The sequence below is a fragment of the Amycolatopsis sp. N2S4-7 genome, assembly GCF_058119595.1.
Window position 1 is genome coordinate 8547594 of the sequence record NZ_CP172299.1, and the last position, 26251, is coordinate 8573844.

Annotated in this window: 21 protein-coding genes; 5 read left to right on the forward strand and 16 right to left on the reverse strand. The window is 72.0% G+C overall.

Going from position 1 to position 26251, the window contains the following annotated elements; translation table 11 throughout:
* Nucleotides 1-185: 185 nt before the first annotated feature.
* The 3 genes from ACH54P_RS40305 to ACH54P_RS40315 are packed head-to-tail and all read right to left on the reverse strand — an operon-like array spanning nucleotide 186 to nucleotide 2571.
* The gene (locus tag ACH54P_RS40305) at nucleotides 186-536 is read right to left on the reverse strand and encodes an STAS domain-containing protein (RefSeq protein ID WP_489908536.1); all 351 of its coding nucleotides are present in this window, start codon (nucleotides 534-536) and stop codon (nucleotides 186-188) included.
* A complete protein-coding gene (locus tag ACH54P_RS40310) occupies nucleotides 533-1771 on the reverse strand; it encodes a PP2C family protein-serine/threonine phosphatase (protein WP_489908537.1) in 1239 nt (412 codons plus the stop codon). Before ACH54P_RS40310 ends, ACH54P_RS40305 begins: the two co-directional genes overlap by 4 nt.
* Nucleotides 1771-2571, reverse strand: coding sequence for an alpha/beta fold hydrolase (locus ACH54P_RS40315; RefSeq protein WP_489908538.1), 801 nt, complete (start codon nucleotides 2569-2571; stop codon nucleotides 1771-1773). Before ACH54P_RS40315 ends, ACH54P_RS40310 begins: the two co-directional genes overlap by 1 nt.
* Nucleotides 2572-2685: 114 nt before the next feature.
* Here ACH54P_RS40315 and ACH54P_RS40320 point away from each other — a divergent pair, with 114 nt between their 5' ends.
* The gene (locus ACH54P_RS40320; protein WP_489908539.1) at nucleotides 2686-5457 is read left to right on the forward strand and encodes an AfsR/SARP family transcriptional regulator; all 2772 of its coding nucleotides are present in this window, start codon (nucleotides 2686-2688) and stop codon (nucleotides 5455-5457) included.
* A 22-nt stretch (nucleotides 5458-5479) separates the two neighbouring features.
* On the opposite strand, the gene ACH54P_RS40325 is transcribed toward ACH54P_RS40320, so the two are convergent.
* Nucleotides 5480-6169 carry a TetR/AcrR family transcriptional regulator gene (locus ACH54P_RS40325; RefSeq protein WP_489908540.1) on the reverse strand — a complete coding sequence of 230 codons (690 nt, stop codon included), beginning with the start codon at nucleotides 6167-6169 and terminating at the stop codon, nucleotides 5480-5482.
* A 55-nt stretch (nucleotides 6170-6224) separates the two neighbouring features.
* Between ACH54P_RS40325 and ACH54P_RS40330 the strand changes: the two genes are divergently transcribed.
* Entirely contained in the window at nucleotides 6225-7235 is a 1011-nt protein-coding gene (locus ACH54P_RS40330) for a glycoside hydrolase family 113 protein (protein WP_489908541.1), read from the forward strand.
* On the opposite strand, the gene ACH54P_RS40335 is transcribed toward ACH54P_RS40330, so the two are convergent.
* From ACH54P_RS40335 to ACH54P_RS40345, 3 genes are all read right to left on the reverse strand, one after another.
* Nucleotides 7236-7601 carry an STAS domain-containing protein gene (locus ACH54P_RS40335; protein WP_489908543.1) on the reverse strand — a complete coding sequence of 122 codons (366 nt, stop codon included), beginning with the start codon at nucleotides 7599-7601 and terminating at the stop codon, nucleotides 7236-7238.
* 163 nt (nucleotides 7602-7764) lie between these two features.
* Nucleotides 7765-9336 carry an acyl-CoA synthetase gene (locus ACH54P_RS40340; protein ID WP_489908544.1) on the reverse strand — a complete coding sequence of 524 codons (1572 nt, stop codon included), beginning with the start codon at nucleotides 9334-9336 and terminating at the stop codon, nucleotides 7765-7767.
* A gap of 8 nt (nucleotides 9337-9344) precedes the next feature.
* Nucleotides 9345-9842 carry a pyridoxamine 5'-phosphate oxidase family protein gene (locus tag ACH54P_RS40345; RefSeq protein ID WP_489908545.1) on the reverse strand — a complete coding sequence of 166 codons (498 nt, stop codon included), beginning with the start codon at nucleotides 9840-9842 and terminating at the stop codon, nucleotides 9345-9347.
* A 45-nt stretch (nucleotides 9843-9887) separates the two neighbouring features.
* Here ACH54P_RS40345 and ACH54P_RS40350 point away from each other — a divergent pair, with 45 nt between their 5' ends.
* A complete protein-coding gene (locus ACH54P_RS40350) occupies nucleotides 9888-10484 on the forward strand; it encodes an acyl-CoA-like ligand-binding transcription factor (RefSeq protein WP_489908546.1) in 597 nt (198 codons plus the stop codon).
* A 29-nt stretch (nucleotides 10485-10513) separates the two neighbouring features.
* Here ACH54P_RS40350 and ACH54P_RS40355 read toward each other — a convergent pair whose 3' ends face one another.
* The 8 genes from ACH54P_RS40355 to ACH54P_RS40390 all read right to left on the reverse strand — a co-directional run bounded on the left by ACH54P_RS40355 (nucleotide 10514) and on the right by ACH54P_RS40390 (nucleotide 21025).
* The gene (locus ACH54P_RS40355) at nucleotides 10514-10741 is read right to left on the reverse strand and encodes a hypothetical protein (RefSeq protein ID WP_489908547.1); all 228 of its coding nucleotides are present in this window, start codon (nucleotides 10739-10741) and stop codon (nucleotides 10514-10516) included.
* A gap of 807 nt (nucleotides 10742-11548) precedes the next feature.
* Nucleotides 11549-13165 carry a glycoside hydrolase family 43 protein gene (locus tag ACH54P_RS40360; RefSeq protein ID WP_489908548.1) on the reverse strand — a complete coding sequence of 539 codons (1617 nt, stop codon included), beginning with the start codon at nucleotides 13163-13165 and terminating at the stop codon, nucleotides 11549-11551.
* Complete coding sequence (locus tag ACH54P_RS40365) at nucleotides 13162-14808, reverse strand: glycoside hydrolase family 27 protein (RefSeq protein ID WP_489908549.1); 1647 nt, start codon at nucleotides 14806-14808, stop codon at nucleotides 13162-13164. Before ACH54P_RS40365 ends, ACH54P_RS40360 begins: the two co-directional genes overlap by 4 nt.
* Before the next feature lie 67 nt (nucleotides 14809-14875).
* Entirely contained in the window at nucleotides 14876-16312 is a 1437-nt protein-coding gene (locus ACH54P_RS40370; RefSeq protein ID WP_489908550.1) for a glycoside hydrolase family 62 protein, read from the reverse strand.
* Nucleotides 16313-16336: 24 nt separating this feature from the next.
* Nucleotides 16337-17698: a glycoside hydrolase family 43 protein gene (locus ACH54P_RS40375; protein WP_489908551.1), complete on the reverse strand. Its 1362-nt coding sequence runs from the start codon at nucleotides 17696-17698 to the stop codon at nucleotides 16337-16339.
* A 28-nt stretch (nucleotides 17699-17726) separates the two neighbouring features.
* A complete protein-coding gene (locus ACH54P_RS40380) occupies nucleotides 17727-19115 on the reverse strand; it encodes a glycoside hydrolase family 10 protein (protein ID WP_489908552.1) in 1389 nt (462 codons plus the stop codon).
* A 38-nt stretch (nucleotides 19116-19153) separates the two neighbouring features.
* The gene (locus ACH54P_RS40385) at nucleotides 19154-20176 is read right to left on the reverse strand and encodes a cellulose binding domain-containing protein (RefSeq protein ID WP_489908553.1); all 1023 of its coding nucleotides are present in this window, start codon (nucleotides 20174-20176) and stop codon (nucleotides 19154-19156) included.
* Nucleotides 20177-20272: 96 nt separating this feature from the next.
* The gene (locus tag ACH54P_RS40390; RefSeq protein WP_489908554.1) at nucleotides 20273-21025 is read right to left on the reverse strand and encodes a GH12 family glycosyl hydrolase domain-containing protein; all 753 of its coding nucleotides are present in this window, start codon (nucleotides 21023-21025) and stop codon (nucleotides 20273-20275) included.
* A gap of 270 nt (nucleotides 21026-21295) precedes the next feature.
* Here ACH54P_RS40390 and ACH54P_RS40395 point away from each other — a divergent pair, with 270 nt between their 5' ends.
* Nucleotides 21296-24163, forward strand: coding sequence for a glycoside hydrolase family 9 protein (locus tag ACH54P_RS40395; protein ID WP_489908555.1), 2868 nt, complete (start codon nucleotides 21296-21298; stop codon nucleotides 24161-24163).
* A gap of 46 nt (nucleotides 24164-24209) precedes the next feature.
* On the opposite strand, the gene ACH54P_RS40400 is transcribed toward ACH54P_RS40395, so the two are convergent.
* Nucleotides 24210-24890, reverse strand: coding sequence for a TetR/AcrR family transcriptional regulator (locus ACH54P_RS40400; RefSeq protein ID WP_489908556.1), 681 nt, complete (start codon nucleotides 24888-24890; stop codon nucleotides 24210-24212).
* A gap of 68 nt (nucleotides 24891-24958) precedes the next feature.
* Here ACH54P_RS40400 and ACH54P_RS40405 point away from each other — a divergent pair, with 68 nt between their 5' ends.
* Entirely contained in the window at nucleotides 24959-26074 is a 1116-nt protein-coding gene (locus tag ACH54P_RS40405) for an FAD-dependent oxidoreductase (RefSeq protein ID WP_489908557.1), read from the forward strand.
* Nucleotides 26075-26251 lie beyond the last annotated feature (177 nt).

The window sequence follows — 26251 nt, forward strand, 5'->3', positions numbered from 1 at the left end:
TTTACCTCACATCGGACTCGAGGTGCTCAAGGCCGCCGCCCTGCTGGCCTTCGGGATCACGGCTCTCGCCGCCTCCTGACGGACCCGGGCGTGGGCGCTTGCTGCGTCGGCCGTTGCCGCCGCTTCGAGGTGGTCGCGAAGGACCTCCCTGCCGTCGCCCCGGCGACTCCCGGGCTGACGCGACGTCAGCGGTGTGCAGCGGCGGCTTCCTCGGCACTCGCGTAAGTCGGGAAGAAGCCCGCGAGCCCGATCAAGCTGAACGTCCGGCTGAGCCGCGCGGGGACGGCGACCAGCGCGACCCCCGCGTCGGCGGCCTCCGCGACATTCCGGGCCGCGATCAACGCCGAAATCCCGCTGGAGTCGCAGAATTCCACTCCGGCCAGGTCCAGCACCAGCAGCTGCCCGGCGCCGAGGGTGAGCTCGGCGATCCGGGCGCGGAGCCGGGGTGCGGTCGCCACGTCGAGCTCGCCGCGGACCGTGAGGACGGGGCCGGACTCGGTGGGCTCGGTTTCGGCGGAAAACGGCGTCGTGGTCACTGCTGCTCGCTCTCCGGCAGGGGGATGCCCAGCGCCAGCAGGGCGGTGTCGTCCTCGACGCCGTCGCCGAAGCCGGCCAGCAGGCCGGTCACCGCCGTGATCACCGCCGGGGCGGTGGCCGGGGCCAGGCCGCTCAGGTCCTCCTGCAACCGCTCTTCGCTGTAGCGGGTGCGGCCGTTGCTGCGGGCTTCGGTCAGCCCGTCGGTGTAGAGCAGCAGGGTGTCCCCCGGTTCCAGGTGCACGTCGACGGTGACGAACCGCGCGGACGGCAGCGCGCCGACCAGCTGGCCGCCCGGGAGGTGGAGGAACGACGAAGTGCCGTCGGCGCGGATCAGCAGCGCCGGCGGGTGCCCGCCGGTGGCGACGGTGACCGCGGCGCTGTCGCCGTCGGGCCGGAGGTGGCCGTGGACGACCGTGCAGTAGCGCGGGTCGGCGCCGTGGAACTGCTGGTGCAGCACGGTGTTCAGGGTGTCGAGCACGGAGGCCGGGTCCGGGTCGTGCACCGCGGCCGCCCGCAGCGTGTAGCGCGCCAGCGACGTCACCACGGCCGCCGCCGCGCCCTTCCCGGACACGTCGCCGAGGAAGAACCCCCACCGGTCGCCGGTCAGCGGGAACAGGTCGTAGAAGTCGCCGCCGACCTCGTCGGCCGACGCGGGGTGGTAGTACGCCGCGACCTGCATGCCGGGCACCTCGGACAGCGCCGGCGGCAGCAGGGTCTGCTGCAGCGTCCTCGCCAGCCGCTGCACCCGGTCGCGTTCGCGCTCGGCTTCGTCGCGCGCCCGCAGCAGCTCCTGCTCGTAGGCGCGCCGGTCGCTCGCGTCGAAGACCGTGGTGCGGATCAGCTGCGCCTGGCCGTCGGTGCCGGTCTTGAGCGTCGAGGTCACCAGCACCGGCAGCCGCTTCCCGTCGGCGGCCTTCAGCTCGAACGCGACGCCGCCGAGCTCGCCCTGCATGCGCAGGAGCGGCGCGAAGTGCGTCTCGTGGTACAGCTTTCCGCCGACGGTCAGCAGGTCGGAGAACCGGCGGCGGCCGACCACCTCGTCGCGTTCGTAGCCGAGCCAGCCGAGCAGCGTCGCGTTGATCTTCGCGATCGTGCCGTCGAGCAACGTCGACAGGTACCCGCAGGGAGCGTGCTCGTAGAGGTCTTCCGCGCTGTCCTCCAGCAACGCCGAGAACGCCGGGCCGGCGTTCTCGGCCCGACCGCCGGGGCCGGGGTGGTCGCCGGCCTCGCACATCACGGGCCGCTCACGAACGCCGTGATCGCGCCGGCGGTGGCTTCCGGCGCGCTGAGCTGCGGGCAGTGCCCGGTCGCGTCGAGCGTCACGAGCACGCTGCCGTCGATCTGCTCGTGCGTGAACTGCCCGACCTCGGGCGGCGCGATGGCGTCGTTGGAGCACTGGATCACCAGGGTGGGCACGCTGACCTCGGCGAGATCGGCGCGGTTGTCGGAGAGGAACGTGGCCCGGGCGAACACGCGCGCGATCGCGGGGTCGGTCCGGCAGAAGCTGTTCTTCAGTTCCTCGCCCAGCTCCGGACGCTCCGGGGTGCCCATGATCACCGGCGCCATCGCCGCCGACCAGCCCAGGTAGTTCGACTCCAGCGAAGCGAGCAGCTCGTCGATGTCCTCGCGGCTGAACCCGCCGCGGTAGCCGTCGTCGTCGAGGTAGCAGGGCGACGGCGTGAGCAGCACCAGCTTCGCGAACCGGCCCGGCTCGCGGTTGGCGGCCAGCACCGCGATCATCGCGCTGACGGAGTGCCCCACGAGCACGACGTCCCGCAGGTCGAGTTCGTGGCAGATGGCCAGGACGTCGTCGGCGTAGCCGTCGAGGCCGGCGTACCGCTCGGCACTCCAGGCCGACAGGTCCGACTGCCCGGCGCCGGTGTGGTCGAACAGCACCACCCGGTACCGCTCGGCCAGCTCCGGGACGACGAGGCGCCACAGGTTCTGGTCGCAGCCGAAACCGTGGGCCAGGAGTACCGTCCGGCCGTCTTCGCGACCGGTGACGACCACGTTGTTCCTGCTGCGCACGCTCACCGGCCCATCGTGCCACCCACCGGGCCGGAGCGTGGGCTGAGCCGTGTGACTTTTTTTCCGGGTGACTGCCATATGCTGGTGAACGGTGGCGAGCTCTCGGGGAGGGGTGGCGCGGTGCTGCGTCTGCTGGGGGAGATCACCGCGTGCGCCGGCGGTGAGCCGGTCGAGCTGGGACATCCCAAGCAGCGCTGCGTGCTCGCCGCGCTGGCGGTCGAAAACGGGCGGGTCGTCCCGATCGACGCGCTCGTCGAACGGGTTTGGGGCGGCGCGGCGCCGAGGCGGGGCCGCGAGACCGTGCACAGCTACATCTCCCGGCTGCGGCGGGCCCTCGCCGCGGTCGACGGCGTCGCCGTCGTCCGGAGGGCGGGTGGGTACGCCCTGGACGGCACGCCGTCCGCGGTCGACCTCTACCGCTTCCAGGAGCTGCGCGCGAAGGCGAGCGGGGACGCCGACGACCGGCGGTTGGCGTCGCGGCTGACCGAGGCGCTCGCGTTGTGGCGCGGGACGGCGTTGACCGGGCTGAGCGGGGAGTGGGCCGACTCCGAACGCGACCGGCTGGAACGGGACCGGCTGACCACCCAGCTCGAGCTGACCGAGGTCCGGCTCCGGCTGGGCGAAGGACCGCGGCTGGTGAACGGGCTCGCCACCCTGGCCGCCGCGCACCCCTACGACGAGCAGATCGCCCGCCACTACATGACGGCCCTCCCCCGGGCGGGGCGGACGGCCGACGCGCTCGAGCACTACCGGCGGATCCGCGCCCGGCTGGTCGGCGACCTGGGCGTCGACCCGGCCGGTCCGCTGGAGAGCCTGCACCGCGAGCTCCTCGCCGCGCACCCGCCCGCGGCGCCCGCCGTACCACCCGTGCCGCGTCAGCTGCCGCCGGCCATCCGCGACTTCACCGGCCGCGACGACCACCTCGCCGCGCTCGACGCCCTGCTCCCGCCCGGCCACGGTGAGGCGGGCGGGCACGCCGTGGTGATCTCCGCGCTGGACGGCTCCGCCGGGATCGGCAAGACCACGCTCGCGGTGCACTGGGCGCACCGCGTCCAGCACCGGTTCCCCGACGGCACGCTGCACACCAACCTGCGCGGGTACGGCCCCGGCCGTCCCGCGAGCCCCGACGAGGCCCTCGACGACTTCCTGGTCGCGCTCGGCGTGCCGCCGGCGGCCATGCCGAACGGGTCCGGGGCCCGCGCCGGGCTGTTCCGCACGCTGCTGGCCGGGCGCCGGGTGCTGCTCGTGCTGGACAACGTCGGCAGCGCCGAGCAGGTCCGGCCGCTGCTGCCCGGCACGCCGGGGTGCATGGTCCTGGTCACCAGCCGCGACAGCCTCACCGGTCTCGTGGTCACCGAGGCCGCCCACCGGCTGACCCTCGACGTGCTTTCGCCGCCGGAGGCGCTGCACCTGGTCACCGGGATCGTCGGCGCCGCCCGGACCGCCGCCGAGCCCGACGCCGTGCGCGAGCTGATCCGGCTGTGCGCGCGGTTGCCGCTGGCGTTGCGGATCGCCGCCGGCCGGGTGGCCGCGCAACCGGCCGTCCCGGTCGCCGGCATCGTCGCCGAACTGGCCGACGACCGCTTCCGGCTGGACGCGCTGAGCTGGGGGCAGGACCCCCGCGCCGCGGTCCGCTCGGTGCTGGACTGGTCGTACGAACGCCTGCCACCGGAGCGGGCGTTCCTGTTCCGCCGCCTCGGCCTGCACCCCGGCCCGGACGTGTCCCCGCCGGCGGTGGCCGCGCTCGCCGGCCTGCCCCCGCGCGAGACGCGGCTGCTGCTCGACGCCCTGGCGCACGCGCACCTCATCGAGCCCGTCGCCGGCGGCCGCTACCGGTTCCACGACCTGCTGCGCGCCTACGCGGCCGAGAAAGCCCGCGAGCACGACGACCCGATCGAGCGGCGCCTGGCCGTCGACGCGCTGCTCGGGTGGTACAGCCACACCGCGCACGTCGCCGACCGGCGGCTCTACCCGGCCAGCACCCGGCTGGTGGCCGGCCTTCCCGAGCCCGCCCACCCGCACCCCCTCGCCGATCGTGAAGAAGCCTGGGCCTGGTTCACCGCCGAGCGGGCCAACCTGGTCGCCGCCCTGCACGACGCCGTCGAGCGGAACCTGGACGCGCACGCCGTGCACCTGGTCGACGCGTTCGGGTTCCTGATCCTGGTGGGGGCCTGGGAGGAGCGGATCGAGACCGCGGACGCGGCCCTGATCGCGGCGCGCCGCGGCGGGTACCGCGCGCACGAGGCGAACGTGTTGCTCTCCCGCGGGGAGGCACTGGCCCACCTGCACCGGCCCGAAGCCGAGGACGACCTGGTCCGCGCCGTCGCCATCGCCCAGGAGGCCGGCAACACCCACATCCGGATCGCCGCGCTGAACGACCTCGGCAGGCTGATGCGCGAGCAGGGGCGCTACGCCGAAGCGTTGCGCCACCTCGAGGACGCGCTCGCGCTCAGCCGCGGCTTCGACACCGGCCGCTGGGAGGCGATCGTGGAGGGGATGATCGGCGCCGTCCACGCCGACCTCGGGAACCACCGGCGGGTGATCGAGTACGCCGAACGCAGCGCGCGGCTGCGGCACCGGATCGGCGACTCCGACGGGGAGGCGTGCGCGCTGGCGGTCCTGGCGAGGGGCCGGCAGGGCGTCGGCGACCACGACCAGGCGATCGTCCACGGCAGGCGGGCGGTCGCCCTCGGCCGTGAGTCCCTCGGCAGCCAGGACGAAACGCTCGCCGCCCCGCTGGCCGTCCTGGCCGATTCGCTGCACCACGTGGGCCACGTGGACGAAGCGATCGCCTGCTGGCAGGAAGCCGCCGAGATCTACACCGGCCGCGGCCTGGCCGCCGACGCGGCGGCGATCCGCGAACGGATCCGCCGGGCCTGGTCCGCGGCGTGAAGGGTCCGGCCACCGCGGTGAGCTACGGCCGGGCGCCGGCTCGCCGGTTCGCGAACCCGTCGAGCAGGCAGTCCAGACCGAGCTCGAACCGGGCCTCCGCGCTGAGCTCCGGCATGTCACGGAGCCAGGGGCCGAGCGTGTCGTCGGCCATTTCGCCCTCGTACTGCCGCAGGTTGTCGGTCGAGCCGATGCCGAACCGGCCGAGCATTTCGAGTTCCCGGCTGACGCTCATCGCCGTGCCCGTCACGTAGTTGTCCAGCAGTGAGGCGTACGCGACGGCGGGGGTGAGCCCCGCCCCGTCGAGCACGGTCATCAGGAAGGCGGCGCGCCGCAGGGTGTTCGGGCCGAACGGCGGCCGGCTGTCCACCAGTTCGGCGTACCAGCGGTGCCGGCCGATCATCCGCCAGAGCCCGGCCGCGAGCCCGCGCAGGTCGCCGCGCCAGTCCCCGCTCGGCCCGGCCGGGACCGCGACCTCGGCCGACACCGCGTCGAGCATCAGGTCGACCAGGCCGTCCTTGTTGAGCACGTAGCGGTACAGCGACATCGGGGTCGACACGCCGAGCGCGTCGGCCACGGCCCGCATCGTCAGGGCGGTGACCCCGCCGGCGTCGGCGACGCCGATCCCCGCGCGCACGACCGCCGCGCGGGTGAGCGCGTTCTTCCGGCCCGGCGGCTCGGGGTGGTGCCAGATCAGCGGTTCCGGGGGTGGCATGCCCGGAGTGTACAGCGTACATTCGCGTGTACGACGTACATTCGGGGAGGGGCGGATGGAACTCAGGGGCATCAACTACGACACCGGTTTCGGGGGCGCGGTCGGCGACCGTTCGCGGATCGAGTTCGACCCGGCCGTGGTGCGGCGGGAACTGGAGATCATCGCGGCGGACCTGCGCTGCGACGCCGTCCGGATCAGCGGCGACGACCCGGACCGCCTGGCCCTGGCCGCGCACGCCGCGGTCGACTGCGGCCTGCGCGTGTGGTTCGCGCCGTTCCCGATGGACCTGACGCCGCCGCAGCTGGGGTCCTACTTCGCGGACTGCGCCGCCCGGGCGGAGGAAATCCGGGTGCGGGACCCGGAGACCGTGCTCGTGCTGGGCTGCGAGATGTCGCTGTTCTGCACCGGCTTCGTGCCCGGCGCGTACCTGCTGGAACGGTTCCGGAACGCGGCGGACCCCGAGGCGTGGGCCGCTTTCTCGCCCGAGTGGGACTTCGCCGAGGTGCTGCGCGGCGTCGTCGACGTCGCCCGGGAGCACTTCCACGGCAAGGTGACCTACGCCGCCGGGCACTGGGAAGAGGTCGACTGGTCCCCGTTCGACTACGCGGCGGTCGATCTGTACCGCTCGGCGGCCGAGGCCGGCGACTTCGCCCAGCACGTCCGGAACCACCTCGGGCACGGCAAACCGCTGGTCGTCACGGAGTTCGGCTGCTGCACGTACCGGGGCGCGGCCGACGCGGGGGGCACGGGCTGGACGATCGTCGACCTCGAGGCCGAGCCGCGCGTGCTGAACGGCGACTACGTCCGCGACGAGGCCGGTCAGGTGGCCTACTTCACCGAGCTGATGGACGTCTTCGAAGCCGAGGGCGTGCACGGCGCGTTCTGGTTCACCTTCGCCGGCTACGAATACCCGCACGACTCCGAGCCGCGCCGCGACCTCGACCTGGCGAGCTACGGGGTCGTGAAGGTCCTCAAGGGACGCCAGGGTTACTCCGGCCTGGCGTGGGAGCCGAAGGAGGTCTTCCACGCCATCGCGGCCCGGTTCGCCCGTCCGGCGGCCGGGTGATCACTTCAGCGCGTCGTCCCGGGTGGCCGCGATGGCCAGCGCCTCGTGCAGGCCGGTCAGCCGCAGGGTCCGCTCGACGACGCTGTGCTCCGGGGCGACGACCCGGACCTGGGTGTCGGTGCCGGCTTCGCGACGGGCCTGGAGCAGCACGGTCATCCCGATGGAGGCGAGGAAGGAGACGTCGGTCAGGTCGATCACGAGCAGCCTCGGCGTCTCGGTGAGGGCCGCGGCGATCTCGTCGCCCAGCACGGGGGCGCTGAGCAGGTCGACTTCCCCGGACACCGCCAGCACCACGGTGTCGCCGGAGTGCTGCGCCGTCACGCGCAGGAGGTCCTGGGGCTGGAGCCGGGTGCCGTCAGCGGCCATGACCACCCCACGGCAGGCTCGACGAGTGCGGTGCCATGCTGCGTTCCCTTCTTCGCCGGGCTGACCAGGGCGCGACGGATCGCCGCCCGCTCCACCCGGCCGGGTACCCGGGTTGCGGCGGCCTCAAACCTCCCGGAGGGAAATTCGATCCACCGGGGGACGTTCAGGGTTCCGGCGCCGCCCGCAGGAGGGTTTCGGTCGCCCACTGGTAGTCCGGCTTCCCCGACGGCGACCGCTGGATGTGCGGGACGACGTGGGTGACGCGGGGGAGCTTGTACCGCGCGATCAGCGGACCCAGGTGGGTCTCGAGCTCTTCGCGGGTCACGCCGTCGGCGGCCGGGTCGAGCTGGAGGACCGCCGCGACCTTCTGGCCCCACCGGGGATCGGGAAGGCCCGCGACGACGGCGTCGGTGATCGCCGGATGGGTCTTCAGGGCCGCCTCGACCTCTTCGGGGTAGATCTTCTCGCCGCCGGAGTTGATGCAGATCGAGCCGCGGCCGAGGAAACGGACCGAGCCGTCGGGGTCCACTGTGGCCCGATCGCCGGTCAGGGCCCAGCGGACGCCGCCGGCTTCGACGAACGTGCGGGCCGTCTTCGCCGGGTCCTTGTGGTAGCCGAGGGCGATGTGCCCGCGCCGCGCCACCTGGCCCACCACGCCGCTGCCCGGGGTGACGGGCTCGAGGTTGTCGTCGAGGACGGTGGTGGTGTCGTTGACGGTGAAGTGCCGGCTCTCGTCCACGCCCGCGCCGCTGTGGCCCGTCTCGGTGGAGCCGAAACTGTCCACGATGAAGAGGTCGGGCAGGTGCGCGCGGAGCCGGTCGCGCACCGCCGGGCTGAGCAGCGCGCCGGCGCTGGCGATGACGCGCAGGGACGGCAGGGGCCGCGGGTGCGCGTCGAGGGCTTCGACGAGCGGCATGGCCATCGCGTCGCCGACGATCATCATCGTCTGGCAGCCCTGCTCCTCGATGACGCGGACCGCCGCGTCGCCGGAGTACCGGCGCACCAGGCAGACCTTGCTGCCGCCGAGGAAGCTGATGAACGAGGCGAGGACGGAGGTGCCGTGCATCAGCGGGGGCGCGGCGAACATCACGAGCGGACCGGCCGCGGCCGCGCGGGGACCGGCGTCCTCGGGCGCGGTCAGGCCTTCGACGCCGGCGGTCATGCCGCCGAAGAGCAGATCTTCGTGCCGCCACACGACACCCTTGGGCAGTCCGGTGGTGCCACCGGTGTAGATGATCATCCGGTTGTCGGCCGACCGGTCCGGGAACCCCGCGCGGTTGTCGGGCCGGGCGGCCAGCGCCTCCTCGTACCGCTGGGAGCCGGCGGGCAGGTTGTCGCCGGGGCCGACGGCCAGCAGGTGCCGCAGCCGGGGCACGTCCGGCACGACCGCGGCGACGCGGTCCGCGAACTCGGTGTCGTACACCAGCCCGACGAGGTCCGCGTTGTCGTAGAGGTAGCGCAACTCGTCGCGGACGTACCGGAAGTTCACGTTGATCGGCACCGCGCGGATCTTCAGCAGCGCGAGCAGGGTCTCCAGGTATTCGGGGCCGTTCATCAGGTGGCACCCGACGTGGTCGCCCGCGCCGATGCCCGCCGCCGTGAAGTGGTGGGCCAGGCGGTTGGCCCGCCGGTCGAGCTCCCGGTAGGTGAGGGTCCGCCCCTCGGCGTAGACGGCTTCCCGCTCGGGGACGGCGTCGGCGATGTGCTCGAAGAGGTCGGCCAGGTTGAATTCCACCGCGCGCCTCACCGGTGGGCGGCGGTGGTGCCGCCGAGGGGGAGCGCGGGCAGGCCGAGTTTGCGGTGGTCCCAGGACCGCGTCCGCTCGACGTCGAAGCGGACGGCGACCCGCTTGGTGAGCATGAACTCGACCATCGGGCGGGTTTCTTCGGTGTAGGGGCCGTTGTACCGCTCCCAGATGTTCACGCCGACGGCCCACAGCGCGTCGGCGTCGTCGACGATCTCGGCGCGGCCTTCCAGGGAGACACCGCGCAGCGAGTCGTACGTGTCGCCGGTCTCGACCAGCACGGTGACCCGGCCGTCACGGCGCAGGTTCGCCGCCTTCTGGGACTTGGCCTTGGTCTCGAACCACAGCACGCCGTCGAGCACCGCGTACCACATCGCGACGAGGTGGGGCCGGCCCGAGGGCGCGATCGTCGCGAGTGTCGCGACCCGCTGCTCGGTCAAGAACTCCGTGATCTCTTCAGCGGACATCACGATCTGCTCGCGCTGGTTCACGCCCATGAGAGCCCCTTTGCTCCTCGATGAGACATAGTCCAGAATGAGATTATGTCTCAGAGTGAACCGGAAAGCCTGGCCGTCCGCAAGAGGCGGGCGACGAACGCGCGGATCGCCGCGTCGGCGGCTCGGCTGGCCGGCCTGCAGGGGGTGGCCACCACGACGGTGGACCAGATCGCGGCGGACGCCGAAGTCGCGCGCGCGACCTTCTTCCGCTACTACGACACCAAGGAAAGCGCGGTCGCCGAAGGGATCACCGGGCCGTGGCTCACCCTGGTCACGCAAGCGATCGCGCGTCAGCCCGGCGACCTCCCGGCAAAGGACGCGCTCGTCACGGCGTTCGGCGAACTCGCGGCCGAGTTCCCGGCGCACGCCGGCCAGATCCGCGAGCTGGCCCGGCTCACCCGCTCGTCGCCGACGCTCAACGCCTGGACCGCCCAGGCCTACCAGCGCTACGAGCACGCCATCGCCGACCTGCTCACCCCGCGTTTCCGCGCCCTCGACGGCCACGACCCGCGGCCCCGCCTGCTCGCCGCACTGGCCATGGCCGCGGTCCGCATTTCCCTGGACGACTGGATCGACCACGGCGGCGAGCTGCCGGACCTCATCCGCCGAGCCCTCGACGCGATCGCCGTCGCGCCGGGGTGACGATCAGGACTCGGTGAGCAGCGGGGCGGCTACCGGCCGAGCAGTCTCCTCACGAGGCGCCGCCGCCGGGACTCCCGAACCGGCGTGGTGCCCACCGTCAGGACGATCTCCAGCAAAGCCGCCCGCTGCTCGTCGTCGACGCGGGCGTATCCCGGCGAAGCGGTGACGGCACGGCGAAGGTCGTCAGGGTCGGCGGTGCCGGTGTCGAACCCGGCGACCCGGGTCACGTCGATCGGGCCTCGGCACTGTGTCTCCACGCGAAGGTTCTCCTGCGGTCGGGCGGTGCTGTCCGTCCTCGTTATCGCTCCGTTACCGCACCCGCGTTACCGCTCCCGTGTCCCTCGGTCAGGTGAGAGATCGGCACAACGTCATCGGGAGCCGGGCCGTCCACCGGGTATGAACTCGACGAAGCCGGCTGCCCTGCTCACCGCCGCCGCCGGGGTTGCGCTGGTGGTCGTGGCCGCTCCGGCGACCGCCGCCGAAGGCCGGGTGGTGGCCGAGGTGAGTGCCGCGGACCGGGCCGCGGCACTGGCCCACTGGACGCCGGAGCGGATGCGGCAGTGGGGGGCGATGACGCCCCGCCGCCCGCCGGAAAGGCCGGGCGGGAGTGGGACGGGCCGGCGCCGGCGGGGGTCGGGCGGCTGTTCTTCACCGCCGAACCCGGCGTCGACGAGTCCCGGGCTACGACCACGGGAAGGCACCGCACGGGGTCTTCCCGGTCCGGGCCTTCGCCTGGTCCGGCACCTACCCGGGGCCCGCGCCAGCGGAACGGACGCCGACGCCGTGCTCGCCCTGGACCCCGTCGGCGGCAGGCACGTCGCCGAGGTCGCGGGCACCCAGGACGTCTCGTTCGAGCGGGGACCGTCCCCTGTGGACACGACCGTCCTCGGCTACCCGGTCTCGCGGGCGGCGAGACGTTGTTCTCCTGCGCACGGCCCGCCACCCTCGAGGTCGATTCGGTCACCACGACCTGGACCACCGGCTGCGAGCTGGCCGGTGGCTCCAGCGGCGGCCCGTGGCTGCGGAACTTCGACGCGGCCACGGGCCGGGGAGTTCTGAGCCGCCTACGGGGTGGTCAGGTCGAACCGCTGGAGGGTGACCGCGCCGCCGAGGGCCTGCGTGGCGTGGTTGAACACGGCGAAGCGGTAGCCCATGAAGAACTGCCAGGCGTTGTTGAGCGTGAACGGCGTGCCCAGCGGCGTGAACGTCACGCCGTCGGTGCTGTAGGAGAACCTGGCCTGGCGTCCGGAGCCGGGACGGATGTCGGCGTTGGCCCGCAGCCAGATGCGCGAGCCGGGCAGGTTCGCGCTCGCGATCTCGGTGCCGGTGCCGGTGGTGTTCCAGTTGCCGTCCATCGTCAGGCCGCCGACCATGACGACCCGGTTGCGGCCGCCGTCGCGTTTGACGCCGATCCACGCCGAGGAGTCGCGCAGCATCGCCAGGCCGGTGCGGTCGCCGTCGCGCATCGAGGTCAGGTCGAGGGTGGCGGTGGCCGTGGAGGTCGGTCCCTGGATCCGGTGGGTGAGGGTGTTGCGAGCGGAATACAGGTCACCGGTGACCGTGGCGGTGGACAGCCGGAGCCCGTTGCCGACCGAGAACCTGCTCGGATCGGGGTTGTGGTTCCACTCCCACTCCGGCCGCAGGGTGCTGCCCTGGAAGGTGTCCGTACCGATCATCGGCTCGACCTGGCGCGGCGGTGGCGGCAGGTTCGGTTTCGGGTAGGTCGTGCCCCAGCGGCCGTCGACCGTCTGCAGGCGGGGCCAGCCGTCGGCGGTCCAGGTGATGGGGGCGAGCACGGGGACGCGTCCGCCCGGGTAGGCGTCGACGAAAGCGAGGTAGTACCAGTCGCCGTTCTGCGTCTGCACCAGCCCGCCCTGGTGGGGCACGCCCCCGCCCTGGATCGGGCCCGGGAGGTTCAGCAGGACCTGCTGGAGCGTGTAGGGCCCGAAGGGGTTGCTCGCCTTGAGGACGTACTGGCCGTTCGCCGGGCGGGTCAGGAAGATGTAGTAGCTGCCGTTGCGCTTGTAGAACCGGGACCCTTCGAGGGTGCCGATGTTCGACGGCGTCTGGAACACCTGCTGTGAGCGGACTTCGGACTTCCCGTCCGGGGAGAGCTGCGCGACGCTGATGGTCGTGTTGCCGTAGGCGACGTACATCGTGTCGTTGTCGTCGACGAGCATGCCGGCGTCGTAGTAGCACTTGTCGATCGTGGCGTGCTTGGACCACTGGCCGTCGACGGCGGTGGCGGTGTAGATGTGCGTCTTGGCGAAGTCGACGCACCCGCCCCAGTAGTAGGTGTTGTTGCTGGCCCGGTGGTTGAAGAACGACGCCCAGATGCCGCGCACGTATCCGCGGCCGCCGTTGAGGTCGTACTTCGCGCCGAAGTCCAGCTTGGGCACGGAGTGGCCGGCGAACTCCCAGTTCACCAGGTCGTAGGAACGCAGGATCGGCGCGCCCGGCGAGTAGTGCATCGTCGAGGCGGAGTAGTAGTAGGCGTTGCCGACCCGGATGACGTCGACGTCGGCGAAGTCCTGCCACAGAACGGGATTGGTGAAGGTAGCCGCCTCGTTCGCCGGGGTGGCGGCCGGGGTGGCGGCCGGGGTGGCCGCCGGGGCGGCCACGAGGGCGGCACCGACGAGGACGGTCAGGGCGAAGGCTGTCCACCACGGGGTCCGGTTCATGCGCGCGTCCACTTCTGGTTGGCCTGCCCGGTGCAGCTCCACAGGACGACGGGAGTCCCGTTGGCCGTGCCGGCCTGGTTGACGTCCAGGCACAAACCGGCGCGGAGGTTGCGGATCGAGCCGTCGGCGGCGAAGGTCCACTTCTGGTTGTCCTGGTTGTTGCACGGCCAGGTGATCACCCGCGTGCCGTTGGCGGTGCCCTGCTTCTCGGCGTCCAGGCACTTGTCGCCGAAGACGCGGATCTCGCCGTTGGCCCAGGCCGTCCACAGCTGGTTGGCCGCGGTGTGGCAGTCCCAGATGAGCGTGGCCGCGCCGGCCGCGGTCGAGGCGTTGTCGACGTCGACGCACCGGCCCGAGCCGTCGCCGCGCAGCCGGCTCGTGGTGGCGGCGAGCGGCGTGCCGCCCGACACCCGGAAGGCGGCCGCCCCGTGCGCCGGGACGCTCGCCGTGATCTGCCCGCTGCTGCCGGTCGTGGTGCCGGTCCACAGGTCGGTGAGGGTGAACGAACCGCCGGTCAGGCCGGCCTGGGCCGCGGTGGTCGTGATCGTCGCCGTGGCGCTGCCCCGGTTGAGCAGGCCGACCGCGACCGAGCCGTCCGCCAGCGGCTTGGCGAAGACCTCGGTGGCACCGTCGTCGCGGACCCGGCGGCCGCCCGCGCCCAGCCGGTCCTGGTTCACGGCGATGAGCCGCTGGTTGCGCAGGGCGGCGCTGATGTCGGCGGACATGGTGCGGATGTCGTTGCCGGCCATGAGCGGCGCGGCCAGGAGCGCCCAGAGGGTGAAGTGGGCCCGTGACTCGGTGAGGGTGAGGCCGGGGCGGCCGACGACGAGCATGTCCGGGTCGTTCCGGTGGCCCGGCCCGGTCTGCGCGGCCAGCGGGGCGGTGACGTCGAGGACGTTGCCCACGCCCATCGGGTAGCTGTTGGTGTTGCCGTTCTGCCAGATGTCGAGCAGGTCTTCGGTGGTGCGCCAGAGGTCGGCGACCTGGCCCCAGTCGTACTTGTCGCCGGTGATGGCGTGGAAGCTGTTGGGGTTGATGCTGTAGACGATCGGGCGGCCGGTGGCGCGCAGGGCGTCGCGCATGAGGCTGAACCGGGCGACCTGTTCGTCGCGGGTGCCGGCGCCGGAGCACCAGTCGTACTTGAGGTAGTCGACGCCCCAGGAGGCGAAGCTGCGGGCGTCCTGGCTCTCGTGGCCCTTGCTGCCGGTGGAGCCGGGGTGGTTACCCACGGTCTGGGCGCAGGTGCGCTCGTTCGGCGCCTCGTAGATGCCGAACTTCAGGCCCTTGGCGTGGATGTAGTCGCCCAGCGCCTTCATCCCCGACGGGAACTTGGTGGGGTGGGCGCGGAGGTTGCCGGCGGAGTCGCGCTGCGGGTCGAACCAGCAGTCGTCGACCACGACGTACTGGTAGCCCGCGTCCCGCATCCCCGACGACGCCATCGCGTCGGCGGCCTGGCGCACCTGCGACTCGGTGACCCCGCAGCCGAAGCTGTTCCAGCTGTTCCACCCCATCGGCGGGGTGAGGGCCGGGCTCCCCGGTGCGGCCTGCGCCGCGGGCCGGTCGTGGGGGAGCGTGAGCAGGGCGACCGCGGCCAGCGCCGTGGCCGTCGCGTGGGCGAGGCGCCGTGGCAGTCCAGTGGGCATCGTCGTTCCTCTCGGCGTGGACGGCAGCCGCCGCCGGCACCCCGCGCGCCGGCGGCAGCGGCCGGGATCAGCAGGGGGAGTTGGTCTGGGTGAGCAGGCCGAGGCGCCAGGGCAGGAGGTTGTAGTCGCCGCCGGCGCCGGGGTCCATGCCCTGGTAGAGGTAGGACAGCTTGCAGGGGCTGATCTCCATGGTCTGGTCCGGGTTGGTGCGCACCATTTCGCCGTGGCTGATGTCGCGGGTCCAGGCGCCCGCGGGGAAGGTGACGTTGTTCGCCCGGGCGAAGGGATTGCTTTCGCTGTCGGCGAGTGCGGTCCACGGGCCCGCGATGGCCGGCCCGGTCCAGGACCGGAAGTAGCGGCGGCCGTCGGAGCCGATGGCCTCCACGATCAGCAGGTACTGGTTCCGGCCGGCGATCTTGTACACATTGGACGCTTCGAACAGCCGGTTGCGGTCGGGGTCGCCCATGGCGATCACGGTGTCGGTGAAGCCGTTCGGGAAGTTCGCCAGGCTGGTCTCGGACCGGTAGAGGTGGCCGTTGTCGTCGGAGGAGAACAGGGAGCACTTCGCGCTGTCGCACGCGGTCCAGAAGTCGACCCAGTAGCCGTTGCCGATGTTGTCCCGGATGATCTGGGGCATCGAGGCGTAGAAGTTCTTCGGCGCCGACCAGGTTTCGGGACGGCTGATGTCGCTGGTCGTGGAGTAGGAGCCGCCCGCGCCGGTCTGGTAGACCAGGTACCACAGGCGCTGCGGAGCGAAGTAGAACACCTGCGGGGCGGCCCGGTAGCCCGTGCCGATCGCGGAGCGGTCGAGGTAGTAGTGCGGCGCGGCCGAGGCCTGCGACCAGTCGGTGAAGCTGGTGTACATCAGGTTGTAGCCGCCGGCGTAGGTCGAGGCGAAGACGTGGTACTTGCCGCCGTAGTAGACGACGCTCGGGTCCTTCACGGCGACGTTCTGGTGGGCCGAGTCGGGTTTGGGACCGATCAGGGCGCCGGAGGAGGACCACCGGAAGCTCGAGGGCAGGTCGCCGCCCGGCTGGTTCGGTGTCGTGGTGGTGGTCGGTGTCGTCGGGACGGGGGCGCCGGTGCAGGGCGTGCCGTTCAGGCTGAACTCGGCCGGGTTCGGGCCGGTCGTGCCGTTGGCCGTGCCGTTGAAGCCGAACTCCACCTTGCCCCCGGCCGGGATCGACGCGTTGTAGGAGACGTTGCGGGCGGTGACCTGGGAGCCGCTCTGGGAAACTTCGGCGTTCCACGCCTGGGTGACCTGCTGCCCGGCGCCGAAGGACCAGGTCAGCGACCAGCCGTCGACGGCGTCGCCGACGTTGGTCACGGCGACGCTCGCGGTGAACCCGCCCGGCCACTGGGACGGCGCGGAGTAGGTGACCGAACAGCCCGGGGCGGCCGAGGCGGGCGAGGACACCACGAGCAGGGTCGCGGCCATGCCGGCGACGACCGCGGTCGCCGCCGCCAGTGCCGAGCGGTACGGGGTGGGGCGTGGTGAGGACATGGTCTTCCTTCGCTGGGGGAACGGTCAGGCGGAGAACTGCCACCAGTTCACGTTGAAGAGGTAGCCGCTGCCGCCGGTGAACCGCAGGACCAGGTCCTGCGTGCCCGTCGCGCCGCTGACCGGGCAGGACACCGACGTCCACGTCTGCCAGCCGCCGGTGCCGGGCACGGTGCAGCGGCCCACGACCGTGCCGGTCGCGCTGCCCAGGCGGACCTCGATCGTGCCGCCGCCGGCCGCCGAGGCGACGCGGGCGGTGAACGTCTTCGCGCCCGCGCCGAAGGCGACGTTGCGGACCTTGACGGTGTCCCCGTTCTCGATCCACCCGATGTTCATGCCGCCTTCGGACGCCGGTTCGGTCTCGATCCCCGATTCCCAGTTGATCGTCTCCGCTTCCTGGCGGGTGTAGGGGTTGAGCGTGTCGGCCGGCGGTGGTCCCGCGCTGGTCATGGTGATGGTGGGGATGCTTCCGTCGGCGTTGTAAGCGAACTTCTCCACCGCCACCGAGCGGGTGTACCCGCCGCCGCCGGGCAGCGCGCCGTTGTGGTAGAAGAAGTACGAGCTGCCCTTGAAGTCCACGATCCCGGGGTGGTTGGTGAAACTGCTGCCCTGCGTGGGCATGACCGTGCCCCGGTAGGTCCACGGACCGGTGGGGCCGGGCGAGGTGGAGTAGGCGATGAACTCCGAACAGCACTTGGCCGCGAACACGTTGTAGTACAGGCCGTTGCGCTTGTAGACCCAGGGCCCTTCCTCGTACATCGTCGGACGGCTGCCGCCGTTGGGGCGCGTGCCGAACCCGGCGGTGGTGAGCGGGACCTGCGTGGGGCCGCCCGAGAAGGACGTCATGTCGGCGTTGAGCCGGACGTACCAGAGATTCGGGTTGCCCCAGTACAGGTACGCCTGGCCGGTGTCGTCGATGAAGACCGTGGGATCGATCTCCCCGTTTTCGACCAGGGGATGGCCCAGCGCGTCCCGGAACGGCCCGGTGGGGTTGTCGGCGACCCCGACCCCGATGGCCATCCGGCCGGTCGAGCGGTTGACCACCGGGACGTACCAGTAGAACTTGCCGTTGCGTTCGACGGCCTGCCCGGCCCACGCGTCCTGTTTGGCCCAGCTGAACGTCGCGAGGCTCATCGGCGAGCCGTGGTCGGTCCAGTTGACCATGTCCGCGGACGACCAGACCCGCCACTCCTTCATCGTGAAGTAGGTCGAGCCGTCCTCGTCGTGCCCCGTGTAGAGGTAGACGCGGCCGTTGTGCACCAGCGGTGCCGGGTCGGCGGTGTAGATGTGCTGCACGATCGGGTTGTCGGCGTGCGCGGTGCCGGGCAGGAGCGCCGTCGCGCACAGGGCCGCGGTCAGCCAGGCGAGCAGTCGCCTTCGGTGGGGCACGGTGGTCTCCGTTCGTCGGGGAGCGGGATCAGCTCGCGGCGCAGGTCGGCGTGACGCCTTCGGCGCTGCCGGTGCCCTGGAAGCCGAACTCGGTCGACTGCCCGGCCGCGACGGCGCCGTTGTAGGAGACGTTGGACCAGGTGACGCTGCCGGTGGTGCCGCTGTTGGTGGCGCTCCAGGCGTTGGTCACGGCCGCGCCGCCGGGCAGGGCCGTCGTCACCTGCCAGCCGTTGAGGGCCGTGCCGCCGGCGGTGACCTTCACCGTGGCCACGAAGCCGCCGTTCCAGGAGTTCAGCGAGATCGAGGCGGTGCAGCCGCCGGGGTTCGGCGTGGTCGGCGTCGTGGGTGTGGTCGGGGTTGTCGGCGTGGTGGGGGTGGTCGGCGTCGTCGGGGTGGTGGGTGTGGTCGGGGTCGCGGCGTTCAGCGCGTCGAGGACGCTGGTGTAGGCGGCCTTCTTGTTCCCGTTGCCGTCGAACAGGAGCGGGTTCTCCCCGGTGCGCCACGAGTCGGTGTCGCGGATGCCCCACGTGGTGATGCCGGCGCAGCGGGCGACGGCCAGGCAGGCGCGGGTCACCGCGCCGTAGGCGTTGGCCTGGTTGGAGCCGGCGATGTCGAGCTCGGTGATCTGGACTTCGACGCCCAGGTCGGCGAACCGCTGGAGGTTGGCCTGGTAGTCGCTGGGCGGCGAGTTGGTGAGGTGGGACTGGAAGCCGACGCAGTCGATCGGGACGCCGCGGGACTTGAAGTCCCGCACCATGTTGTAGATGCCGGTGCTCTTGGCGTTGACGCCGTCGGTGTTGTAGTCGTTGTAGCAGAGCTTCGCGCCCGGGTCGGCGGCCCGCGCGGCGCGGAACGCCGCTTCGATCCAGTCGTTGCCGGTGCGCTGCAGGTTGGAGTCGCGGCGCCCGCCGCTGCCGCCGTCGGCGAACGCCTCGTTGACGACGTCCCAGGCGTAGATCTTGCCCTTGTAGTGGGTGGCGACCTGGGTGACGTGGTTCATCATGGCCGAGCGCAGGTCGGAGCCTTCCATGCGCTGCGCCCAGCCCGGTTCCTGCTGGTACCACAGCAGCGCGTGCCCGCGCACCCGCTTGCCGGTGCTGACCGCCTGGTTGAGGATCCGGTCGCCGCCGCTGTAGTTGAACTGCCCGCGGTTGGGCTCGGTGGCGTCCCACTTCATCTCGTTCTCGGGCGTGACCATGGTGAACTCCCGGTTCAGGATGTTCACGTAGGTCGAGTCGCCGAGCTTCCCGGCCGCGACGGCGGCGCCGAAGTACCGGCCCGTCTGGGCCGCCGCCGCGCCGAGCGTCGAGGCCGCGCCGTCGGCGGACGTGGCGAGCACCAGCGAAACCCCGAGGGACGTCGCCAGGAAAGCCGAAGCCAGCGCGGCTCGGGAGAACGACCGCGATGTCGTCTTCATGTTCACACCTTCGTTTCGTGGGGGTACGGGGTGCACGGTCACGGGCTGGTGCACGTGGCCGCGTCGAGGCTCGCCGCGCCGGGACCGGACACGAGGAACCCGAAGGTCGTCGAGGCGCCGGCGCCGAGCGCGCCGTTGTAGGCGACGTTCTTGACGGTCACCGAACCGGTGCCGGTCGCCGTGCCGCCCCAGGTCTGGGTGATGGCCTGGCCGCTGGGCAGGGTGAACCGCACCGTCCAGCCGTCGAGGGCGGAGCTGCCGCGGTTGGCGACGGTCACCTCGCCCTGGTAGCCGCCGTTCCACGGGCTGCCGACGACTCGCGGGGTCGCGGTGCACGCGCCGTCGCCCGCCGGGGGCTGCGGGTCCCCGCCGATGCTGCCGGGCACGGCCCGGAGGGCGTCGTACCAGGTGGCGGCCATCTTGCTGTAGCCGGCCGCGTTCGGGTGGATGCCGTCGGGCAGGTCCGAAACGGGCACGGAGGGGTACATGTCGACCAGGTGCACGCGCTTGCCGGCGGCGGCCTTGGCCCGGATGTCGGGCGCGATGGCGGCGTTGAAGGTGCGCACGGCGGGGTCGGCGAACCGGATGGGGATGATGGTGGCGACGAAGAGGTCCGCGGCCGGGGCGAGGGTGGTGATCCGGTCGACCAGGGCCGACAGCCGGCGTGGTGCGCCGGCCGGGTCGCTGCCGTACATGTCGTTGGTGCCGATGTGGAGCAGGATCGTGCGGGGGTGGAACGCGTTCAGCCAGCCGGTGACGTTCGCGTCGATCTGGGCGATGGTCCAGCCCGGGTGGCCTTCGTGGTCGCGGTCGGGCATGCTCGACGGCCCGTCCGCCAGCGAGCCGACGAAGTCGATCGAGCGCCCGTCGGCCCGCAGTTTCGCGCCGAGGTCGAGGCGGTAGCCGCCGATCGAGCCGCCCTGCGTGATCGAGTCGCCGAGCGGCATGACCGCCACCGGATCGGCCTGGACGGCGTCCGGGGCCCCTTCGGCCACGCCCACCGCCGATGCGGCGAGCACCGCGCAGGTCGCCAGCACACCGACGGTCTTCGCCAGGTTCATGGTGGGTCCTTCCGCCGTCCGGGCACGGAGGTGAGTGTTAGCGCTAACATCGGGAGGAGGGTGGTGCGGAGCGGACGGGGGTCCGCTCCGCACTGGTCAGTTCACGCTGGCCGAGAAGGAGTTGACCGCCAGGCCGACTCCGCCGCTCCACGGCTCGAACCCGGCCTGGATGCTGGTGAGGTACCAGGAGCGATCGACGCGGGTCCGGGCGTCGACGTCGTTGACGAAGTCGAGGACGTTGAACGACCAGCTGCCGATCGTGGACTGGGCCACGTAGGACACCACGTCGTTGCCGCCGTTGTTGCCCTGCCACACTTCCCAGCTCCGGCCGCCGATGCTGGTGGTGCCCACCCGGCCGCCGACCGGCTGCACGCCGCCCTGGCGGTTGAACCAGATCATCAGCTCCATCTGGTTGACCCCGTTGGTCTTGGCGGTCGGGTCCATCCAGATGTCGTAGGAGGCGTCGAAGGTCGAGCCGCCGACGTAGTTGTAGGAAATCGAAGAAGGCGCGCTGCCGATCCGGCTGAGCTGCCGGGGCAGGTTCGTGCCGGGGGAGCAGTTCCCGTAGTGGCAGCCGACGTAGATCGCCGGGTACGACAACGGTGCGCCGCCGCTGGTGGAGCCCTGCTGGGTCTGGATGCGGAACCCGCTGCTCGTGACGTTGATGCACTGCGTCGCGCTGCTGCCCCAGCGGTTGTTCATGACGACGTACCGGCCGCCGATCGTGGTCGATCCGTACTGGTCGCAGATCAGCGTGTCCGCGTGGGCGACCGGTGCCGCGACCACGGCCGGGGCCGTGAGACCGGCCGCGGCGATCGCCACCGCGGAAAGGACGTGCCTCAGTTTCACGTGCCGCCTCCACCTCATTGTGTGGGAACGCTCTGGGAGCGCTCTCAGTTCGGACGTGTGTCGATGGAACCACAAGGAAACGGGGAAGGAAAGAGTCTGACCGGAATCGGGGAGCCGACGAAAGTTTCGGAGGATCTTCCGGAGCGGGGTGCTCCGGAAGAATCGCCGCCGGACGGCGATTGCCAACGGCGCGCGGCATTGGTTACGTTCACCTGGGAGCGCTCTCAGAACGGCGGAACGACCGGTACGGCAACGACGAGGAGATCGCGCATGCGGGCAAGGAAGTTCCTGGCAGTGCTGGCCGCGGCGGCGGTGGGGCTGACGGCGAGCGCGGTGCCCGCGTCCGCCGCGGACTACGAACGGCTGCTCAACGGCACCTTCTCCAGTGGCACGCTCGACCCGTGGTGGGCGGGGTCGGGGACGACCGGCCACGTCACGGCCGGGGAGTTCTGCACCGACGTCACCGGGGGCACGGCCAACGGCTACGACGCGCTGGCCGGCCAGAACGGGGTGCCGTTCGAGACGGGCCAGTCCTACACCCTGACGTTCGACGCGCACGCGACGACGACCCAGCAGATCTCCGCCGTCGCCGGTGAAGCCGTGTCCCCGTACCGGCAGATTTCGCGGACCGACCTGACGGTGACCCCCGCGACGCAGCACTTCACGGTCACCTTCACGTCCACTTTGGACTTCCCGAACGCGGGCAACGGCCAGCTCGCGTTCTGGTTCGGCGGCCAGGCCGCGGACAACACCGTCTGCCTCGACAACATCTCGCTGATCGGCGGCGTGATCCCGCCCGGCGGCCTGCCACCGACCAGTGGCATCCGGGTGAACCAGGAAAGTTACATTCTCGGGCTGCCCAAACACGCCACCGTGATCAGCGATTCGGCCACCCCGGTGACGTGGACGCTGAAGAACTCCGCCGGCGCCGCCGTGGCCACCGGCGAGACCCGGCGCCGGGGTGCGGACGCCGCCTCCGGCGAGAACGTGCACGAGATCGACTTCTCCGCCTACGACACCGCGGGCACCGGCTACACGCTGACCGTCGGCTCCGAGACCAGCTTCCCGTTCGACATCTCGGCGGACGGGCTGAAGAAGCTGCGCTACGACTCGCTGGCGTTCTTCTACCACCAGCGCAGCGGGATCGCGATCGAGGCGCAGTACGCCGGCGCCGCCTACGCGCGTCCCGCCGGGCACGTGAACGTCGCGCCGAACCAGGGGGACGACAACGTCCCCTGCCGGTCGGACCTGAACTGCGGTTACACCCTCGACGTGCGCGGCGGCTGGTACGACGCGGGCGACCACGGCAAGTACGTGGTCAACGGCGGCATCGCGGCGTGGGAGCTGCTCGACGAGTACGAGCGCGCCCTGCGGCTGGGGGACGCGAGCGCGCTGGGCGACGGCAAGCTGGCGATCCCGGAGCGCGGCAACGGCGTCCCCGACATCCTCGACGAAGCCCGCTGGGAGGTCGACTTCCTGCTGTCGATGCAGGTGCCGGACGGCAAGCCGAACGCGGGCCTGGTGCACCACAAGATCCACGACGCGCAGTGGACCAGCCTGCCGACCCGGCCCGAGCAAGACAGCCAGCCGCGCCGGTTGTCCGCGCCGAGCACGGCGGCGACGCTGAACATGGCCGCGGTCGCGGCGCAGGCGGCCCGGCTGTGGCGGACCGTCGACCCGGCCTATTCGACGAAGCTGCTCGCCGCGGCCGAGAAGGCCTACGCCGCGGCGAAAGCCAACCCGAACCTGCTCGCCGACCCCAACGACGGTACCGGCGGCGGCACCTACAGCGACAACACCGTGACCGACGAGTTCTACTGGGCGGCTGCCGAGCTGTTCGCGACGACGGCGAAGTCCTCTTACCGCACCGACGTCACCGGCTCTTCGCTCTACCGCGGCGTCAGCTTCAACACCCACGGCTTCGACTGGGGCTCGACGGGCGCGCTCGGCGACATCACCCTGGCCCTGGTGCCCACCGACCTGCCCGCGGCCGACGTCGCGGCGATCAAGACGGCGATCACGACGACCGCCGACAGCCACTTGGCGCAGATGAGCGCCATGGGCTACCCGGCGCCGTACCGCACGGCCGACGGCACGTACGAATGGGGCTCCAACGGCCTGGTCGCCAACAACGGCGTCGTGCTCGCCCTCGCGTACGACTTCACCAAGCAGGACAAGTACCGCGACGGCGCGTTCGCGGCGATGGACTACCTGCTGGGCCGCAACCCCGCGAACTACTCCTACGTCTCCGGCCACGGTGACCAGGCCGTCCAGAACGTGCACCACCGGTTCTGGGCGCACCAGCTGGACGCGTCGCTGCCGACCGCCCCGCCGGGCGCCCTGTCCGGCGGCCCCAACAGCGGCCTGCAGGACCCGACCGCGGCCCGGCTGCTGACCGGCTGCGCGCCGCAGCGCTGCTTCGTCGACGACATCCAGGCGTACTCGGTGAACGAGGTCGCCGTCAACTGGAACTCGGCGCTGGCCTGGCTGGCGAACTGGACCGCGGAGAAGTCTCCGTCCAGTGTGGACACGACGGCGCCGGCCGCGGCGGGCGCCCCCACCGTGTCCGCGGTGTCCAGCAGCGGCGCGACGCTGACCTGGGCGGCGGCCACGGACCCGGAGAGCGGGGTCAAGAGCTACGACGTCGTCGGCGTGAACGGCACGGCCCGCACGGTGCTCGCCACCGTCCCCGGGACGACCGCGACCTTGACGGGGCTCTCGCCGTCGACCGCGTACACCGTGGTCGTGGTGGCCCGCAACGGCGCGGGCCTCACCGGCCCGGACTCGCCCGCGGCCCGCTTCACGACGTCGCCGGACACGCCGGCCGGCGGCTGCGCGGTGACGTACACGGCGAACACGTGGAACGGCGGCTTCACGGCCGCCCTCACCCTGACCAACACCGGCACGACGGCCTGGACGACCTGGGCGCTGAAGTTCGCCTTCCCGGGCAACCAGAAGGTGACCCAGGGCTGGTCGGCGACGTGGGCGCAGTCCGGGGCGGACGTGACGGCGACGGCCATGCCGTGGAACGCCTCGGTGGCGCCGGGGCGGTCGGTGTCGATCGGGTTCAACGGCAGCTACACGGGGAGCAACGCGAACCCGCCGGCTTTCACGGCCAACGGGAGAACGTGCGGCTGACGATCGTGCCCGGCCTGCCGGACCGGCGTGTCCGGCAGGCCGCGCGTCAGCCCGGGATGCGCGCCTCGATGCCGTCGAGGAGGAAGTCGAGGCCGATCCGGAAGTTCCGGTCGGCGTCCAGGTGGGGGCCGTCGCGGACGACTTCGGCCAGCGCGGGGAACCGGCCCGTGGCGAACAGGCGCTCCAGGTAGGGCCCGTAGGTGACCTGCCACTGCCGCTTGTCCAGGCCGGTGGCCCGCTCGGCACGCCGCTCGGCGATCTCCTGGCGGACCGCGCCGACCACGTACGCGTTGACCGCGGCGACCGCCGGGACGACCGTGTCCAGGTCCACGCCGTCCATCGCGGCCAGCACGGCCTCCCCGACGGCCAGTTTGTTCGGCCCGAGCAGGGGGCGTCCCCCGATCAGGTCGGCGAGCCATTCGTGCTGGTGCACCGCGCGCCGGGTGGTTTCGGCGAGGGAGCACAGCACCTCCCGCCAGCTGTCCCCGGCCGGCCGGATCTTCGTGTGGACCTCGTCGGCCATCAGGTCGAGCAGTTCCTCCTTGGTGGCGATGTAGCCGTACAGCCGCATCGGCCCGACGTCCAGCGCCGCGGCGACCTTGCGCAGCGAAACCGCGTCCAGGCCGTCCGCGTCGGCGAGCCGGACCGCCGCCCGGACGATCCGCTCGCGGCTCAGCGGGGCCGGCGTCGGCCGATCCGGCGGCTCAGGCCGCTCCCACACCAACATGCCGCTGACAGTACAACGCATGGTGCGATACAGTGTATTTCGAAATACACTGTATCGAAGGGGGAACGATGACCAAGACCATCGCCATCGTGGGAGCCGGTCCGGGTGGCTTGGCCCTGGCCAGGGTGCTGCACGTCCACGGCGTCGAAGCCGTCGTGTACGAACGGGAGCCCTCGCGCGACGCCCGCGGTCAGGGCGGCATGCTCGACATCCACTCCGGCCAGCGGGCGCTGCGCGAAGCCGGGCTGATCGACCAGTTCTTCGCCATCGCGCGGCGGGAAGGCCAGGACATGCGCCTCCTCGAACCGGACGGCACCCTGCTGCTCCAGGAGGACACCCCGGACGACGCCCCGCTCGCCCGGCCCGAGGTCGACCGCGCCGACCTGCGCGACCTGCTGCTGGACTCCCTCCCCGGAGACGCGGTGCGCTGGGGACACGCGTTCGCCTCGGCCGGCGACGGCGTGCTGCACTTTCTCGACGGCAGCAGCGCGACGTACGACCTGCTGGTCGGCGCGGACGGCGCGCAGTCCCGGGTCCGCCCGCTCCTCACCGACGCCCGGCCGGTGCACATCGGCCAGAACGTCGTCGAGGTCGGCATCCCCGACATCGACCGCACGCACCCCGACCTCGCGGCGATGGTCGGCCGCGGCAACTACTGGGTGCTCGGCCGCGGCATGTCCCTGGCGGCGCAGCGCAACGGCGACGGCCGCGTGCGCATCGGCCTCAGCTTCTACAACACCGGCGAAGACTTCTTCGCGACCAGCGGCATCCCGTTCGACGACCCGGCCGCCGCCCGGGCGCGGCTGATCGACCTGCTCGCCGGCTGGGACTCCCGGTTCACCGCGCTGATCGCGGCCTGCGACGACACGATCGTGCCCCGCTCGATCACAACCCTCCCGATCGGCTTGACGTGGCCATCGAGGCCGGACGTGACCCTGGTCGGCGACGCGGCGCACCTGATGCCCCCGGTGGGCGAGGGCGCCAACATGGCCCTGCTGGACGGCGCCCTGCTCGGCCTCGCGCTGGCCGAGCACCCGGACGACTTCGCCACGGCTGTCCGGGAGTACGAACAGGAGATGTTCGAACGCACCGGCGCCGCGGCCCGGATGTCCGCGGACATCCAGGAACTGCTGATGGCCCCGGACGCGGCTCAGCGAATGCTGGCGTTCTTCCAGCCGGGCTGAAGGGTGCCGCGGAGGCGGTACGACCGAGTCCGCGGCCCGGGGCTGGCGCGGAGGCTCGCGGCCCGCTCCGCTGCCGGTTGCCGGGCCGAGGTCGCGGGCCCGGCGCCGCGGCCACCTGCGCTGGGCGGCCGCCCCGAGGCTGGGGCGCGAGCCCCGAGCGCGGCTCAACCGGCCGCT